This is a genomic window from Gordonia sp. LMA484 (assembly GCF_058129505.1).
The window spans coordinates 5,990,589-6,006,111 of sequence record NZ_CM176700.1; the positions used below are offsets into that span (position 1 = coordinate 5,990,589).

16 protein-coding genes are annotated in these 15,523 nt (G+C 67.7%); 14 read left to right on the forward strand and 2 right to left on the reverse strand.

The genetic code is table 11. From position 1 onward, the window contains the following. Positions 1-93 precede the first annotated feature (93 nt). The 3 genes from AC4AMJ_RS26615 (at position 94) to AC4AMJ_RS26625 (ending at position 3,986) form a co-directional block, all read left to right on the forward strand. A complete protein-coding gene (locus AC4AMJ_RS26615; protein ID WP_489918517.1) occupies positions 94-867 on the forward strand; it encodes a GntR family transcriptional regulator in 774 nt (257 codons plus the stop codon). A gap of 92 nt (positions 868-959) precedes the next feature. Next, the gene (locus AC4AMJ_RS26620; RefSeq protein ID WP_489898180.1) at positions 960-2,333 is read left to right on the forward strand and encodes an arylsulfatase; all 1,374 of its coding nucleotides are present in this window, start codon (positions 960-962) and stop codon (positions 2,331-2,333) included. A gap of 135 nt (positions 2,334-2,468) precedes the next feature. Continuing rightward, on the forward strand, positions 2,469-3,986 hold the full coding sequence (locus tag AC4AMJ_RS26625; RefSeq protein ID WP_489918518.1) for a SulP family inorganic anion transporter: 1,518 nt from the start codon (positions 2,469-2,471) through the stop codon (positions 3,984-3,986). An 87-nt stretch (positions 3,987-4,073) separates the two neighbouring features. Here the strand turns inward: AC4AMJ_RS26625 and AC4AMJ_RS26630 are convergent, their stop codons facing one another. Together AC4AMJ_RS26630 and AC4AMJ_RS26635 are read right to left on the reverse strand one after the other, a co-directional pair. Further along, positions 4,074-4,409 (reverse strand): DUF202 domain-containing protein, encoded by a 336-nt coding sequence (locus AC4AMJ_RS26630; protein ID WP_489898179.1) that lies wholly within the window; start codon positions 4,407-4,409, stop codon positions 4,074-4,076. Further along, on the reverse strand, positions 4,406-4,789 hold the full coding sequence (locus AC4AMJ_RS26635; RefSeq protein WP_489915909.1) for a YidH family protein: 384 nt from the start codon (positions 4,787-4,789) through the stop codon (positions 4,406-4,408). Before AC4AMJ_RS26635 ends, AC4AMJ_RS26630 begins: the two co-directional genes overlap by 4 nt. 258 nt (positions 4,790-5,047) lie before the next feature. Between AC4AMJ_RS26635 and AC4AMJ_RS26640 the strand changes: the two genes are divergently transcribed. The 11 genes from AC4AMJ_RS26640 (at position 5,048) to AC4AMJ_RS26690 (ending at position 15,498) form a co-directional block, all read left to right on the forward strand. Further along, positions 5,048-6,529 (forward strand): ABC transporter substrate-binding protein, encoded by a 1,482-nt coding sequence (locus tag AC4AMJ_RS26640; protein ID WP_489915911.1) that lies wholly within the window; start codon positions 5,048-5,050, stop codon positions 6,527-6,529. A gap of 72 nt (positions 6,530-6,601) precedes the next feature. Continuing rightward, a complete protein-coding gene (locus AC4AMJ_RS26645; RefSeq protein WP_489898176.1) occupies positions 6,602-7,516 on the forward strand; it encodes an ABC transporter permease in 915 nt (304 codons plus the stop codon). Positions 7,517-7,569: 53 nt separating this feature from the next. Continuing rightward, positions 7,570-8,427 carry an ABC transporter ATP-binding protein gene (locus AC4AMJ_RS26650; RefSeq protein WP_489898175.1) on the forward strand — a complete coding sequence of 286 codons (858 nt, stop codon included), beginning with the start codon at positions 7,570-7,572 and terminating at the stop codon, positions 8,425-8,427. 215 nt (positions 8,428-8,642) lie between these two features. After that, positions 8,643-9,182 carry a MarR family winged helix-turn-helix transcriptional regulator gene (locus AC4AMJ_RS26655; RefSeq protein ID WP_489915913.1) on the forward strand — a complete coding sequence of 180 codons (540 nt, stop codon included), beginning with the start codon at positions 8,643-8,645 and terminating at the stop codon, positions 9,180-9,182. A 223-nt stretch (positions 9,183-9,405) separates the two neighbouring features. Next, entirely contained in the window at positions 9,406-10,944 is a 1,539-nt protein-coding gene (locus tag AC4AMJ_RS26660) for an aldehyde dehydrogenase (RefSeq protein WP_489898173.1), read from the forward strand. A 45-nt stretch (positions 10,945-10,989) separates the two neighbouring features. Further along, the gene (locus AC4AMJ_RS26665; protein ID WP_489898172.1) at positions 10,990-11,358 is read left to right on the forward strand and encodes a RidA family protein; all 369 of its coding nucleotides are present in this window, start codon (positions 10,990-10,992) and stop codon (positions 11,356-11,358) included. A gap of 55 nt (positions 11,359-11,413) precedes the next feature. Then, on the forward strand, positions 11,414-11,932 hold the full coding sequence (locus tag AC4AMJ_RS26670) for a cupin domain-containing protein (RefSeq protein ID WP_489915915.1): 519 nt from the start codon (positions 11,414-11,416) through the stop codon (positions 11,930-11,932). A 42-nt stretch (positions 11,933-11,974) separates the two neighbouring features. Further along, on the forward strand, positions 11,975-12,925 hold the full coding sequence (locus tag AC4AMJ_RS26675; protein ID WP_489915917.1) for a PDR/VanB family oxidoreductase: 951 nt from the start codon (positions 11,975-11,977) through the stop codon (positions 12,923-12,925). A gap of 28 nt (positions 12,926-12,953) precedes the next feature. After that, a complete protein-coding gene (locus AC4AMJ_RS26680; RefSeq protein WP_489918519.1) occupies positions 12,954-13,937 on the forward strand; it encodes a VOC family protein in 984 nt (327 codons plus the stop codon). Then, on the forward strand, positions 13,934-14,749 hold the full coding sequence (locus AC4AMJ_RS26685; RefSeq protein ID WP_489915919.1) for an alpha/beta fold hydrolase: 816 nt from the start codon (positions 13,934-13,936) through the stop codon (positions 14,747-14,749). Before AC4AMJ_RS26680 ends, AC4AMJ_RS26685 begins: the two co-directional genes overlap by 4 nt. Beyond that, positions 14,746-15,498 carry an SDR family NAD(P)-dependent oxidoreductase gene (locus AC4AMJ_RS26690; protein WP_489915921.1) on the forward strand — a complete coding sequence of 251 codons (753 nt, stop codon included), beginning with the start codon at positions 14,746-14,748 and terminating at the stop codon, positions 15,496-15,498. Before AC4AMJ_RS26685 ends, AC4AMJ_RS26690 begins: the two co-directional genes overlap by 4 nt. Positions 15,499-15,523 lie beyond the last annotated feature (25 nt).

The window sequence follows — 15,523 nt, forward strand, 5'->3', positions numbered from 1 at the left end:
TTCCCAGGCAAATCAGCGGGAATGTTCGCGAGGGAAGGTAGGACCATGACATCACGGCCACGGATTCCCCCGAAGGACTTCCCGCGCCCACCGATGCCCAAGTACGCGGGAACCCGCGAGGACGCGGCGCGTTGGGTGCGCGACGTCCTGCGGACCCAAATCCTCGACGGAGCGTTCGGCGGACTCGCTGCGCCTCGACCCATGCTGCCGCCGGAGAACGAGCTGGCCAAGGAGTGGGGTGTCAGCCGCAACGCGATCCGCGAGGCACTGGACCTGATGCGGGCCGAAGGGCTCATCACGCGGGTCCAGGGGGCCGGCACGTTCGTGACCGGCGCCAAGCTCAGGCAGCGCATCGATCGGCTCGAAGGTCTCGCGGAATCGCTTGCCGGACATCAGCTGACGGTCCAGAACAAGGTGCTCTCGGCCCGTGAGTCGACGGCCACGCCGTCGGTCGCCGACAAGCTGCAGATCCCCGAGGGCAGCCCGATCTTGTTCATCGAGCGTCTGCGGTCGGTGGCCAACGTTCCGCTCTCACTGGACACCACCTCGTTGCGGCCCGAGGCCATCGACGCCCTCGACGGTGCCAACCTGGCCGACGAGGACGTCTTCCGGCTCCTCGAGGACAAGCTCGGCGTCCGACTCGGCCAGGCCGAGAACACCGTCGAGGCCGTCGCCGCCGACAAGGGCACCGCCCGGCTGCTCGACATCCGGATCGGCGAGCCCGTGCTCCTACTGCATCGACTGTCGTATCTGGAGGACGGCACCCCGTTCGACCTGGAATCCGTTCGCTACCGCGGAGATCGGCTGTCGCTGGTCTCCGTCAACCCGAGAGTCAGGGTGTCGGAGGGCGACCCGGCCGACATCTGACATACCACTCCCACCAAGGTGCCGATAACTGTCGGCGCCTGTCCAAGCCATACCCCAAAGTGTCACCAACAGAAAGGAAGTGAGGCATAGCCATGCCCGCATCAAGCGCACAACCCAACATCGTGTACTTTCACGTCGACAATCTCGGGCTGGGGGAGCTCGGCTGCTACGGCGGCGGCATCCTGCGCGGCGCCGACACCAAGAACATCGACTCCTTCGCACAGGAGAGTCTCAAGCTGTCGCATTTTGTGGTCGAACCGCAGTGCACCCCAACGCGTTCCGCACTGATGACCGGTCGGTATCCGATCCGATCCGGCAACCACACGATCGCATTGGGTGGCAACGCGGGCGGCATCGTCGCGTGGGAACGCACCATGGGAGACATCCTGTCCGACGCCGGCTACGCGACCGCCTGCTACGGCAAGTGGCACATCGGGGCTGAAGACGGCCGCTGGCCGACCGATCACGGGTTCGACGAATGGTACGGACCGGCACGCACCTACGACGAATGCCTGTGGCCCGATGATCCCTGGTACTCCGGTGAACGTGACGGCTGGTCGTACATGTATGACGGGACCAAGTCCGGCGGTGTCCGTACCACCGACGAACAGCTCACCGTCGAACTGAAGGGTCGGATGGACGCCGAATACGATCGGCGCGCCAAGGAATTCATGGAACGCAGTGTGGCCGAGGACAAGCCGTTCTTCCTCTATCACAACCACTCGCTGCTGCACTTCCCGATCGAGGTCCGTGAGGAGTTCCGCGGCAAGAGCAGCAACGGCGCATGGGGCGACGCATTACTCATGCTCGACGCCGACTTCCAGAGCCTCCTCGACAAACTCGACGAACTCGGCATCGCCGACAACACCATCGTCGTGTTCGCCGGTGACAACGGACCCGAAGACCATCTCGCCGGACGGGGTACCGCCGGCTTCTTCGACGGCTCGTACTTCAGCTCCGCCGAGGGCGGGATCCGGACTCCGGCGATCATCCGGTGGCCCGGGCAGGTGGCCGCGCGGGAGAGCAACGAGATGGTCCATGTCACCGACATGTTCACCACGTTGCTGCGTTTCGCGGGTTGCGACACCCCGGACGACCGTCAGATCGACGGCATCGATCAGCGCGATTTCTTTCTCGGCGCAGAGGAATCCGCTCGTGAAGGCTGCATGGTGTGGCTCAACGACGAACTCCACGCGGTCAAATGGTCCCAGTTCAAGATCAGCTTCGTCCGTCAGCAGCACTTCCACGATCCGGAGATCCCCCTCGGCTTCGCCCGGATCATCAACCTGCTGGAGGACCCGAAGGAACGTGAACCGGTCAACCAGACCTTCGTCCGGTGGTGGGTCATGCAGCATGCGCACCGGATCATCCGCGAGCACGACGAGTCCGTCGAGCGGGAGGAACTGATCCCGCCCGGCGCGCCGCTCGACTTCGTCCCAGAACGCGCCGAGGTCGTGACGGTCTAGCACACGAGCGAGCACGCAGGCGCCGGTCGCCACGACCGGAGCCTGTGTGCTCGCGCCGTGTCGGCCGGCGTCGACCACCCGAGAGGAGACCTGATGAGTGTTGACACCCGCCCACGCCCTGACGTGCGGACCCAGATGTCGTCGGCGGTGGTGCGATCCGTCGCGGGGGTCCGCCGGTCGTCGACGATGACGGCCCTGCGCAGTCCGCGGCTGCTGCGGACCGAGGTCTTCGCGGGACTGGTGACCGCGCTCGCCCTGATCCCCGAGACGATCTCCTTCTCGTTGATCGCCGGCGTCGGACCTGCTGTCGGCCTGTTCACCTCCTTCATCTTCGCGATGACCATCGCCGTGGTCGGCGGCCGGCCGGCCATGATCTCGGCGGCAGCAGGTTCGGTTGCCCTGGTGGTGGCCCCCGTGGTTCACGACCACGGCGTCGACTACCTCATCGCGACCGTCATCCTGGCCGGGGTCCTGCAGGTGGCGATGTCGATGCTGGGAGTGGCGAAGCTGATGCGGTACATCCCCCACAGCGTGATGACGGGCTTCGTCAACGCGCTGGCAATCCTCATCTTCACCGCACAACTCCCGCATCTGATCGGGGTGCCGTGGCTGGTGTATCCGATGACGGCAGCGGGTCTGATCATGATGGTCTTGCTACCCAAGATCACGAACGTCATACCCGCGCCGCTGGTCGCCACGGCCATCCTCACCGTGATCGCGGTGGTGTTCGCCATCGGCGTCCCGCGGGTCGGTGATGAGGGGCAGGTGTCCTCGGACATGCCCACGCTGGGGATACCCGGCGTCCCGATGACCCTCGAGACGCTGCGGATCATCTTCCCGTACGCACTCGCAGTGGCGCTGGTCGGACTGCTCGAGTCGTTGATCACCGCCAAGCTCGTCGACGAGCTCACCGATACCCCGTCGGACCTGAAACGCGAGAGCTGGGGCCAGGGCGTCGGCAACCTCGTCACGGGGTTCTTCGGTGGCATGGGTGGCTGCGCGATGATCGGGCAGACGATGATGAACGTGAAGAGCGGTGGGCGGACCCGTGTCTCGACATTCGTCGCGGGTGGTGCTCTGCTGTGCCTCGTGCTGTTCTTCAGCCCGGCCCTTGCCGCGATCCCGATGGCCGCGCTCGTCGCTGTCATGGTGATGGTCTCCGCCGCCACGATGGACTGGCAGTCGATATCCCCGACGACGTTGCGTCGCATGCCGATCGGCGAATCGGTCACCATGCTGGCCACGGTCGCGGTGACCGTCGCGACACACAACCTGGCTTACGGGGTGATCGTCGGTGTGCTCTGCGCGATGGTGCTGTTCGTCGCGCGGGCAGCGGGCCGTGCCTCGATTGATGGCGACGTCGAGGTGCCGGATGGCGACGAGTCCGGGCCGGTCCGAACGTACCGGGTCACCGGCGACCTGTTCTTCGCGTCGAGCCACGGGCTCGTCGACCGCTTCGCCTACGCCGACGACCCGCCCCTGGTGATCATCGACTTCTCGGCGTCGCACGTGTGGGATGCCACGACCGTCGCGACCCTCGACGTCATCCGGGAGAAATACCGCGAGCACGGTACGGCCGTCCGTTTCGTCGGGCTCAACGCGGCGTCACAGGCGCTGCACACCCGCCTTTCGGGAGCAATCGGGGACACCTGAGCGTCTCACCGTCCCTACGAGCAAGGCCCGGGCATCGATCCCTGTGATCGGTGCCCGGGCCTTTGTCTGTCGGAGGATCGCTGCAGGTCAGAGGGTGGCGGTGATGATGAGCAGCGCGGCGAGGGCGATCACGCCACCACCCGTCGCCATGATCAACCGCGGGTCCGAGATCGGGTACTGCAACGGACGTCGTGACAGCACCCGCGTCCGTCGCCGCCCGATCAGGTACACGGCGATGGCCAGGAGCGCCGCCATCGCCGCGGCAACCCAGCGCACCGCACTCCATGCGTCCGGATGACTGAGCACATCCCTTCCGGCGACCAGCACCCCGTTGGCGAGAACGGCCAGCGACGTGCGGGTCCAGGCGAGATGCGTACGCTCCGGCTGCAGGCCCGGATCGGCGGGCGGATGATGCGCGGTCATCCGTGGGTCACAGCGGACACGATCGCCATGACCACCGCGATCGAAGCGATCGCGATCAGCACCACGGTCACGTAGGTGACGACATGTGGTCGGGGGAGTGGGAGGTCGCGACGCATCGCGTAGTCGTTGCTACGCCAACGGTGCAGTCCACCTGCCGCGGTGATGATCGCGAGGACACCCAGCAGACCACCGAGACCGTAACGGATGACCGGATTGGCCGGGTCCGGAAGGAACTGGAGCACCGCCACCGACGCCGCGAGCAGACCCAGAGACGTTCGCTGCCACGCGAGGAAGGTGCGTTCGTTGGCCAGCGTGAACCGGTAGTCGGGCTCGGTGACCGGGGCGTCGTCGCCGTCGGTCGTCGTCGTGCGGTCGTTCATGGGTTCCAGTGTCCCACGGGCGCTCGCGACGACCCTGCGACCATGGTGGCGTTATGGGCAATTCGGGCCTTCGTCGACCTTGTGGCGGATCAACACAGCAGCCGTGTCGGTCCGAAACATCTGTGCTGCAACGACTCCTGGAACAGCTGTGCTGGCCTCGGTAGAGGCGGGTGGACCGGCAAGCCTCTGACCAGGTGGCTTAACGGTGATGCAACGGTGAGTCGCGAAGATGTAACAGTTTGCTTCGACTCTTGAGTCATGCCCAAGAACACCACCTCGCGCAGCACCCGCCGGACGTCGACACGTCAGCGCAGCCGCGTCCGCGTCGCGATGGCCGCGACCACGGCGGCCGTCGCGTTGAGTTCTGCACTCACCGGTTGTGGGATGTTCGACTCCGATGCCGTCGTCGTCAACGTCGGCTACCAGTCGAAGACGATCAACACGGTCAACGCCGGCACCCTCATGCGTGACCGGGAGGCCTTCGAGGACGCGCTCGACGAGGCGGGTCAGAAGTCCGGCAAGCACTATCGCGTGGTGTGGCAGGACTTCTCGTCGGGCGCACCTCTCACGGCGGCGATGATCGCCTCGCATGTCGACATCGGCTCGATGGGCGACTACCCGCTGCTGACCAATGGGTCGAAGACCAAGAAATACGACGACGCCAAGACCGACTTCATCGCCACCACCGGCTACAACCTGCGCGGTTCGCTGAACCAGGTCGTGGTGCCGAACGGCTCGGCGGCCACCGACCTGGAGGATCTGCGCGGCAAGTCCGTGTCCACGAGCCTTGGTTCCGCGGGAGACGGGATGCTCTCCACCGCCCTGCAACAGGCCGGCATCAGCAAGGAGGACGTCCACGTCGCCAACCAGGACCCGTCGATCGGCGCCGCCGCGATCGAGGGCAAGCAGGTGGACGCCTTCGCCCAGTTCGTGCCGTGGCCGCAGCTGGTGATCTTCCGCAATCAGGGCCACCTGCTCTACGACGGAGGCGACAACGGGGTCCCGACATTCCATGGCGTCGTCGCGCGGGACCAGTTCGCCGACGAGCACCCGGAGGTGATGACGGCGTTCATGCAGGCCTTGCGGCAGACGACGGACTACATCACCGCGAACCCGATGCAGGCCGCGCTGCGGGTCAGCGCGATCACCGGGATCGAGCCGGAGGTGGTGTACCTCTACAACGGACCGAATGGTCTGGTCTCGTTCGATCCGACCATCAAAGAGCAGTTCGGCCCGGCGCTCGAGCAGGTGAAGAAGTACCTCGTCGGCCGAGGCGCGGTCGCCGCGGACTTCGACATCACGAAGTTCACCGACACCGACTACCTCCGCAAGCTGTACGGACCCGACTACGCGGCCAAGGCCGCCGACGTCGACAACCCGAGCCGGCTGAGCGGCACCGACGACCTGTGCGGGCTGCCGGTCTCCGATCCGGCGACGGCATCCGAGGTCTGGTTCGCCGGACAGCAGACGACCACGGTCGCGGCCACCCCGAGCTGCGCATTGCGGCGGATGGCCGACACCACGACCGACGTCCGCGCTGCCTACGTGCCCGACGCCGTCACCGCGACCAAGCTCTTCGCCTCCCACGCCACCTGGCTCGCCGACCTCGGCGCGCCGCCGTCGCAGCGCTATCTGCCCTTCGCGACGAAGGACGGCGCCGCGAAGTACCAGCAGACCCATCCCGGCCTGACCGAGGTCTCCTACGAGAGCGCCGTGTCGCAGTCGCGGTCCACCACCTGAGTCCGAACCCAACCCACCTGCCCCACCCACTCGGATCCGGCCCGACCCGGATTCCGTGAAAGGAGAACCACCATGGCGCACATGGCACCCACCCAGGATCGGCCGATCGCCGATCATGACCCCGCCGTCGCCACACAGGGAAGCGCCGCATCGCCCATCGCCGAGGACGCGAACGGGCAGCCCGGCGGCACGAGCCGGTCGTCGGCGAGACTGCGTCGCACCGCGATGGCGATCGGCCTGCCGCTGATCCCGATCGTCGCGTTCGTGGTGGTCTGGTATCTGCTCACCGCCAACGAGGTGGTCGCCTGGCTGCGGTTCAACCGGATGCCCACCCCGGGAGCGGTCCTCGACAGATTCGTCGAGCGACTGGGCAGCAGCGGCTACTACGCCGACCTGTTCGCCAGCCTGCAGCGAATCCTCGTCGGATTCGCGCTCGCCGCCATCGTCGGCATCGCCCTCGGCATGCTGATCGGGCGATCCGAGTTCGCGCGGAAGACGTTGCGGCCCTTCATCGAGATGGTGCGCCCGATTCCCGCGATCGCGCTGGTCCCGCTGACCATCCTGCTGTTCCCGTCCAGCGAGCAGGGCATCGTCTTCATCACCTTCTTCGCCGCGTTCTTCCCGGTGCTGGTCAGCACCATCCACGCGATGGACTCGCTGCCGAAGGTGTGGGAAGAGGCGGCCAAGACGATGGGTGCCGACCGGTGGACCATCCTGCGCAGCGTCGTGCTGCCGGGTGCCATGCCCGGCATCTTCGCCGGACTCTCCGTCGCGATGGGCGTCGCCTGGATCTGTGTGGTCAGCGCCGAGATGATCTCCGGCCAGTACGGCATCGGCTACTACACCTGGCAGTCCTACGGACTGCTCGACTACGCCGGGGTGGTCGTCGGCATGCTCTCGATCGGCGCGCTCGGACTGATCACCGCCTGGATCGTCGAGCTGATCGGTCGCCGCATCAACCACTGGCTGCCCCGGGCATCGCGATGAGGACCGACATCACGACCGACACCGTCCCGACCGACACTCGAAGGACCGACACCATGACATCGACCGACACCAGGACTTCCGGCACCACAACCGGGACCGACACGATCACCCGGACCGCGGCCAAGGCGACCACCGACATCCCGGTCTACGGCGCCGGGGCCGGTGCCGCGGTCAACCTCAACCATCTGCAGCTGGGCTTCGACGGCAAGATCGCCGCCAACGTCACCCTCGACATCGAACCGGGCGAGGTCGTCGTCTTCCTCGGGCCGTCGGGCTGCGGCAAGTCGACCATCCTGCGGGCACTGGCCGGGCTGCTCGCACCGATGGGCGGTGAGGCCACCGTGAACGGTCGCGCCATCACCGGTAACGACGCCCACTGCGCGATGGTGTTCCAGGAGGACGCGCTGTTCCCGTGGCGGACGGCGCTGAAGAACGTGCAGTTCCCGCTGGGGCTGCGCGGCGTCCGGGGGCGCGAGGCGAAGAAGGCGGCGACCCAGTATCTGGAGCAGGTCGGGCTGGGCTCCTACCTCGACCATCTGCCCAGCCACCTGTCCGGCGGCATGCGTCAGCGTGTCCAGCTGGCCCGCACCCTGGCATGTGAACCGCAGGTGATGCTCATGGACGAGCCGTTCGGCGCGCTCGACGCGCAGACCCGCCTGGACATGCAGCAGCTGCTGATCTCGGTCTGGGCGCAGACCCAGATGACGATCCTGTTCGTCACGCACGACGTCGACGAGGCGCTGCTGCTCGCCGACCGCGTGGTGCTGCTGACGCATCGCCCCGCCACCGTCGCGGACATCATCACCATCGAGAACCCCCGCGACCCGCAAGCCCAGTTCGAGGAGACCTACCAGCGTCGGCGCCAGTCGATCCTGGAGTTCCTGGGCCATTCCCCGGTCGGAGCGCACTGAGCCGCAGCGGGCGAACCCGCTCTGCCCATCCCCGAAAACCGCCCACCCCGAAAAGCGCCCCAGACAAGCACCCGCTCCAGGCGACTCATCGACATGATGTCGACGGCCGCCCTGGGGAGGGAGCTTCTCTGGGGCGCTTTTCGTTGCCGGGTGGCGGCCGGGTGGGTGGCGGGCCGGCGGGCCGGCGCGGTTCCGGCAGGTAATCTCGACCCATCATGGACGGAGTCGATGTCATCGTGTCGCACTGGGCGGTCGCCCGACCCGAACTGGACGTGTCGGCACTGAAGGTCTTCGGACGACTTCATCGCAGCTTCCTCGTGTACCGCGCGCGCATCGCGACGACGTTCGAGGAGCACAACATCAGCGAGGCCGGGTTCGACGTGCTCGCCTGCCTGCGCCGGGCCGTCCCGGACCACCGACTGACCGCCGGACAGCTCGCGGAGCAGACGCTGGTCACCACCGGCGGGCTGTCGCTACGGGTGAAGCGCCTCGAGGACGCGGGCCTGGTCACCCGATCCAAGGACCCGCACGACGCCCGGGTGGTCTACGTCGAACTCACCCCCGAGGGTGCCGCGCTGGTCGATCGCGTCGCCGACGAACACTTCGCGAAGCTGCGCACGATGCTCGACGGACTGTCCGACGAGGACGCCGAAGCACTCGCCGGTCTACTCGGCGGGCTCGAGTCGTCGGCGCGGTCCGCGGTCCTCGGCGACGGTCTCGATCCGGGCGAATCTGACCCGATCACCGCCGGCTGACCAACTTTTCTCAAAAAAATCTCGCCCGTCCGTGACCGGCGCCACACCCTGTGTGACCTGCATCTCTACCATTTCGGCCGTGTAAAACGAGCGTTACAAACGTCTGTCCTGGGACTTCTGGCCTTGACCTCTTAGCGCTAAGGCTTTAGAAATGTCTTAGCGCAAAGATAAATGCCGACGCGCTGACAATCCTGAAACTCACCCGCTGGAACGGACCGCAAGCATGTCGCTCGTTACGAGTAGCCCCCACACCGCCGACCTCGTGTCCCGCGGGATCGATGCCACCCGTGATCTGGCCGACCGGATCTACGTGGCCGGGCGGTGGGAGGTCGGCACCGGCGACCTCATCGAATCGGTCGATCCCTCCACCGGCCGCGTCTTCGCGACGCTGCATGGGGCAACGGCGGATACCGTCGACACCGCTGTGCGCGAGGGTCTTTCCGCGGCCCGCGCCAGCGGGTGGTCGACGATGCTGCCGCATGAGCGGGCCGCCGTGCTGCATCGGATCGGCAACGCGATCGACGCCGCCGCCGACCGGATCGCCGCACTGCAGACCCTCGACACCGGTAAGACGCTGACCGAGACCCGTGCGCTGGCCGGCAGCGCCGCCAACACCTTCCGCTACATGGCCGCCGCGCTGGAAACAATGGACGGTGCGATGACGACGTCGCGTGGACCGTGGATGACACTGTCGACGCACCGCCCGATGGGAGTCGTCGGCGCCATCACGCCCTGGAACTCGCCCATCGCGTCGGACGCCCAAAAGCTCGCACCGGCGCTCGCCGCCGGAAACGCCGTGGTCAGCAAGCCGCCGGTGTGGGCGCCGTGGGTCACCCTGCTGCTGGCGCGGCTCTGCGAGGAGGCCGGCCTGCCGCGCGGCGTGCTGTCGGTCCTGCCCGGACCCGGCCGCACCGTGGGGGAGGCACTGGTGCGCCACCCGTCGGTCGCCAAGGTCAGCTTCACCGGCGGCACCACCACCGGCCGTCACCTGGCCCACGTCGCCGCCGACAAGCTGATGCCGATCACTCTCGAACTCGGTGGCAAGTCGCCGACGATCGTCTTCGACGACGCCGACATCGAACGCGCGTTGCAGGGTGTCCTGTTCGGCATCTTCTCCTCCAGCGGACAGAGCTGCATCGCCGGATCACGGATCTTTGTGCACCGCAGCATCTTCGGCTCCTTCACCGACCAACTCGTGGCACGCGCCGCGCGGTTGCGACTGGGCGTGGGCACCGACCCGGCCACCGACGTCGCACCGATGATCTCCCGCTCACACCGCGACTCGGTCGCCGCGATGGTCGACGAGGCCATCGCTGCCGGGGCCCGGGTACGTTGCGGCGGAGCGATTCCCGACGACCCGCGCCTCGCCGAGGGCAACTACTACCCACCCACCGTGCTCGCCGGAGTGACCAACGCCGACACCATCTGCCGCGAGGAGATCTTCGGTCCAGTCGCCGTCGTTCTACCGTTCGACGACGAGGCCGACGTGATCGCCCAGGCCAACGACACCGTCTACGGATTGGCCTGCGGCATCTGGACCGAGGACTACCGGCGCGCACTGCGGGTCGGCGAGGCCGTGGACGCCGGCACCGTGTGGGTCAACACCTACAAGCAGTTCTCCATCTCCACCCCGTTCACCGGGCTGCGCGACAGCGGCCTGGGCACCGAGAAGGGCCGCGACGCCGTCCGCCAGTACTGCGACCAGAAGAGCATCTACCTCGACCGCAGCGAATCCCCGATCGCCTGGGGAACTCCCCGATAACCGACCGCATCTCCCGATTGCAGTACCACTGAAAGGAATACATCCATGTCAGCTCCCGTCGACACCGCCACCGAATCCGCACACCCCTACAGCCCCGCCTATGCGGTGGCCGGCTTCGGATTCGTCTCTGGCGCACTCTCGGTGGATGAGAACGGTCAGGCCGTCGACGGCGTGGAGACCGCGCTGGACGCCGCGATCGCCCGCCTCACCGAACGACTCGCGACCATCGACATGACGCTGTCCGACGTCGTCAAGACCACCTACTTCGTCACCGACGTCACCCTGCGCGACGCCGCGAATCGGCACTACGAGAAGGTCTTCGCCGCACCCCGGCCGGCCCGCTCGTTCGTCGAGGTCGCCGCGCTGCCGTACGGCGCGACCGTCGAGATCGAAGCCGTCGCGCACGTCGCCTGACCCCAGCGCAGTCTCACCACCGCCAGCCGAGAACACCACCCCGAAAGGACACACCATGACCGCACCCGAGAAGACCACCGTCGACCTCGAGGCGCAGATCGACGCCGCCATCGCCAGCCGCGAGACCCGCCACGAGGACTGGGACACCCTGGGCTTCCAGGCAGCCGCCGGCGGCGACCGGTTCAAGCGTGCCCAGATCCGCTACATCGGTTCCGGCGCCACCGGAAACCACGAGGGCGACAACCGCACCCTCCCGTCGGAGCACTTCACCTTCTCCAACATGCGGCTGCCGGTCGGCGCCGTCGGCCCCGAGCACACCCATCACGACGTCGAAGAGGTGTTCTTCGTCCTCGAAGGGGAACTCGAGGTGGCCGTGCACGACGTCGAGGACGGCACCAAGAAGGCCGTGCGCCGCCTGGGCTACCGCGACCTCATCCGCGTACCCGCGGGCGTGCCGCGCAGCCTCGCCAACGTCGGTGACACCGATGCGCTGTTCTGCGTGATCATCGGCGCCAAGAAGCCCGAACTGCCCACCTATCCGCCGAGCTCCGAGATGTACGGCGTCACCCGCTGACCCCGTCCGCACCGACCGAACACCTACCGAAAAGGATCAACGATGAGCGCAGGAACCTCGAGAGTCCTTCGCGTCCAGCAGAAGACGTGGGAGGCCGACGGCATCACCAGCGTCAGCCTCGTCGACCCGACGGGCGCAGCGTTGCCGACCTGGGAACCGGGTGCACACATCGCAATGCACCTCCCGGGCGGGCTCATCCGCGAGTACTCGCTCTGCTCGGACCCGCAGGACACCACGCGCTGGACCGTCGCGGTGCTGCGGGCCGAACAGTCCCGGGGCGGTAGCACACTGGTCCACGACCGGTTGTCGGTCGGTGCGGAGATCGAGGTCGAGGGGCCGCGCAACGCGTTCGCCCTCGACCCCGACGCCGACGAACACATCCTCGTCGCCGGGGGCGTCGGCATCACCCCGATCGTGGCGATGATGCGCAGGCTGCACCGGGACGGGCAGTCGTGGCGGATGCTGTACGCGGGGCGATCACGCCGCACCATGGCGTTCGTCGACGAGGTTGCCGCACATGACGCCTCGACCATCCACGCCGACGACGAGACCGGCGGTCTGCCCGACCTGGCCGCCAGCGTCGGCGCCGCGACCCCCGGCACCGTCGTCTACTGCTGCGGCCCGGCGCCGCTGTTGGATGCGGTGGCATCCCATGTGCCCGAGGGCGTCACGCTGCGCACCGAACGATTCGCCGCACCGGTGGCACCCGCTCCCGCCGGCGACGAGAACGCCTTCGACGTGGTCCTCGACCGTAGCGGACAACGCATCCCGGTCGGCCCGGACATCTCGGTGCTCGACGCACTGCTCGACGCCGGTGTCGACGTCGCGAGCTCCTGCACCGAAGGCATCTGCGGCACTTGCGAGGTCGGCATCATCAAGGGCGACGTCGACCATCGCGACTTCCTGCTCAGCGACGCCGAACACGAGGCCAACACCACCATGTTCCCGTGCGTATCCCGCTGCCGCTCCGCCGAACTCGTCCTCGACCTCTAGAGAAGGAACCATCGTGCTCTACTCCCAGATGCCCACCCTGGCCGACGCGCCGGTGTGCCGACTGCGCAGCCTGCGATCGGTGGCGCTGACCGTCGCCGACCCGGCCGCGTCGGCGGACTTCTACCACGAGGTGTGGGGACTCACCACCGTCGACGAGGACACCGATCGCTTCTGGCTGCGGGCCACCGGCACCGAACACCACGTACTGGATCTGCGCCGCGGCGACGTGAACGGCCTCGGCGGCATCAGCTTTGCGCTCGCCACCCCGCGTGAGGTGGACGACGCCGCCCGCGCGCTGGACCGCATCGGTGTTCCGCTGCTGCGGGAACCGGCGCCCCTCGACGACGCCGGCGGCGGCTACGGCTTGGCGCTCGTCGACCCGGAAGGCCGCGTGATCGAGCTGTCCGCAGACACCTTCGCGGTCTCCGACCAGGAACCCGCCGGACGACGCGCGGTGCCCCGCAAGATCGCCCACGTGGTGCTCAACACCACCGACATCGAACGCACGGCGCGCTTCTACACCCAAGTCCTCGGCATGCGGATCTCGGACTGGTCCGAGCGTCAGATGGCGTTCCTGCGCTGCAACTCCGACCACCACGTCATCGCCCTGAACCAGGCGGCGTGGCCGTCCATCAACCACGTCGCCTACGAGATGGGCTCGCTGGACCACTTCATGCGCGGCATCGGCAGCCTCAAGGCGCACGGCATCGCACCCCAGTGGGGACCCGGCCGCCACGGCCCCGGCGACAACACCTTCTCCTACTTCACCGACCCGGCCGGTCTGGTGTGCGAATACACCTCCGAGGTCGCCCAGATCGACGAGGACGCCTGGCTGTGCCGCACCTGGCGGCGCACCCCCGAACTGTCGGATACCTGGGGCACCGCGGGTCCGCCCACCACCACCATCCGATCCGCGATGGCCGGTATCCCCGACCTCGGCGCGCAGGCGCTGGTCACCCCCGCCGACGCCGACTACTTCTACGGTGCACCCGCGATGGCCGGTGCCTCATGACCGCGCCGGCTCCCACCACGTCGCCGACGGCCGGTGACCGCTTGAACGTGGTCGCGCACCCGACGCACCGCGAGATCCGCTGTGCGCAAGTGGTGGTGATGCTGCACGGCATCGGTGGGTCGGCGGCGTCGTGTGCGCCACTGGCCGACCGGCTGGCCGCCGCCGGGATCGCGTCCTGGTGTGTCGACGCCCCCGGGTACGGAGATTCGCCGGACCCCGACGCCTCATCCGACGTGGTCGATGAGATCGTCGCCGTGATCGACCGCGTCTCACCCGAACGTCCCGTGGTCCTGCTCGGCACGTCCTGGGGCGGGGTGATCGCCATGTCGGTGGCGCTGCGCCGACCCGACCGGGTCGCCGGGCTGATCCTCGCCGACAGCACTCGCGGGTCGGGCACGACGCCGGCGAAGGCGGCCGCGATGCGCGCCCGGATCACCGAACTGACCGACCGGGGCGCGGCGGCCATCGCCGTCGAGCGCGCCCCACGGCTCACCGCGCCGGGCGCCGATCCGGCTGTCTCCGAATCGGTTCGCCGCTCGATGGCAGCTCTTCGGCAGCCCGGCTTCGCGGCCGCCGCGGAGTTCATGGCCGCCACCGACCTCGGCTCCGAGCTGACTCGTATCACCTGCCCGACGCTCGTCCTGGTCGGCGAACACGACGTGATCACCGGCGTCGACGAATCCCGACTGATCGCGGACCGGATTCCCGCCGCCGAACTGCACGTCATCGCTGATGCAGGTCACGTCGCCATCCAGGAACAGCCCGGCGCCGCAGCAGAGCTCATCACCGAGTTTGTCGGAGGACTCCGATGAGCCCCGCAACGAACGGCACCGTGGTGGTCACCGGCGGCGGACGTGGCCTCGGTCGCAGCATCGCCGAACGTTTCGGCCGCGACGGCCATCGAGTCGTCATCGCCGAACGCGACGCGCACACAGCGCGCATCGCCGAAGACCAGCTCAGCGCAGCCGGATTCGACGTCACCGCACTGGTCACCGACATCGCCGACACCGCCTCGGTGCGGGATCTGGCCGATCGTCTCGACCGCGACGGCGACCGCGTCATCGGCCTGGTGAACAACGCTGCCATCGCCGACGGAGTCGGCGGCGCAACCTTCTTCGAGCTCGCCGACGACGAGTTCGACCGCCTCACCGACGTCAACGTCCGTGGCACCTGGTCGGTCACCAAGTACCTGTGGCCGCTGCTGTCGGCGGCACAGGGCGCGGTGGTCAACATCGCCTCCGATGTGGCCATGTACGGCTCACCGCGGCTGGTGCACTACGTCTCGTCGAAAGCGGCGGTCATCGGCATGACCCGCTCGATGGCCCGCGACGCCGGCCCGCACGGCGTCCGCGTCAACGCGGTGGCACCGGGGCTCATCCGCGTCGAGGCCACCGAAGGGGTGCCCGACGAGCGCTACCGCACCTACGCCGACGGGCGCTGCCTCAAACGGGAACAGACGCCCGACGACGTCGCCGGCGTCGTGCGGTTCCTGCTCTCCGACGACGCGGCATTCGTCACCGGACAGACCATCGTCGTCGACGGCGGATTCATCTTCCGCTGACCACCATTCACCACCACACCATCCA

Excerpts from the sequence above, each read along its gene's own strand:
- AC4AMJ_RS26640 (WP_489915911.1), top strand. The coding sequence starts at position 5,048 with ATGCCCAAGAACACCACCTCGCGCAGCACCCGCCGGACGTCGACACGT.
- AC4AMJ_RS26680 (WP_489918519.1), top strand. The coding sequence starts at position 12,954 with ATGCCCACCCTGGCCGACGCGCCGGTGTGCCGACTGCGCAGCCTGCGA.
- AC4AMJ_RS26645 (WP_489898176.1), top strand. The coding sequence starts at position 6,602 with ATGGCGCACATGGCACCCACCCAGGATCGGCCGATCGCCGATCATGAC.
- AC4AMJ_RS26615 (WP_489918517.1), top strand. The coding sequence starts at position 94 with ATGCCCAAGTACGCGGGAACCCGCGAGGACGCGGCGCGTTGGGTGCGC.
- AC4AMJ_RS26685 (WP_489915919.1), top strand. The coding sequence starts at position 13,934 with ATGACCGCGCCGGCTCCCACCACGTCGCCGACGGCCGGTGACCGCTTG.
- AC4AMJ_RS26690 (WP_489915921.1), top strand. The coding sequence starts at position 14,746 with ATGAGCCCCGCAACGAACGGCACCGTGGTGGTCACCGGCGGCGGACGT.
- AC4AMJ_RS26660 (WP_489898173.1), top strand. The coding sequence starts at position 9,406 with ATGTCGCTCGTTACGAGTAGCCCCCACACCGCCGACCTCGTGTCCCGC.
- AC4AMJ_RS26630 (WP_489898179.1), bottom strand. The coding sequence starts at position 4,409 with ATGACCGCGCATCATCCGCCCGCCGATCCGGGCCTGCAGCCGGAGCGT.
- AC4AMJ_RS26635 (WP_489915909.1), bottom strand. The coding sequence starts at position 4,789 with ATGAACGACCGCACGACGACGACCGACGGCGACGACGCCCCGGTCACC.
- AC4AMJ_RS26665 (WP_489898172.1), top strand. The coding sequence starts at position 10,990 with ATGTCAGCTCCCGTCGACACCGCCACCGAATCCGCACACCCCTACAGC.
- AC4AMJ_RS26670 (WP_489915915.1), top strand. The coding sequence starts at position 11,414 with ATGACCGCACCCGAGAAGACCACCGTCGACCTCGAGGCGCAGATCGAC.
- AC4AMJ_RS26620 (WP_489898180.1), top strand. The coding sequence starts at position 960 with ATGCCCGCATCAAGCGCACAACCCAACATCGTGTACTTTCACGTCGAC.
- AC4AMJ_RS26675 (WP_489915917.1), top strand. The coding sequence starts at position 11,975 with ATGAGCGCAGGAACCTCGAGAGTCCTTCGCGTCCAGCAGAAGACGTGG.
- AC4AMJ_RS26625 (WP_489918518.1), top strand. The coding sequence starts at position 2,469 with ATGTCGTCGGCGGTGGTGCGATCCGTCGCGGGGGTCCGCCGGTCGTCG.
- AC4AMJ_RS26655 (WP_489915913.1), top strand. The coding sequence starts at position 8,643 with ATGGACGGAGTCGATGTCATCGTGTCGCACTGGGCGGTCGCCCGACCC.
- AC4AMJ_RS26650 (WP_489898175.1), top strand. The coding sequence starts at position 7,570 with ATGACATCGACCGACACCAGGACTTCCGGCACCACAACCGGGACCGAC.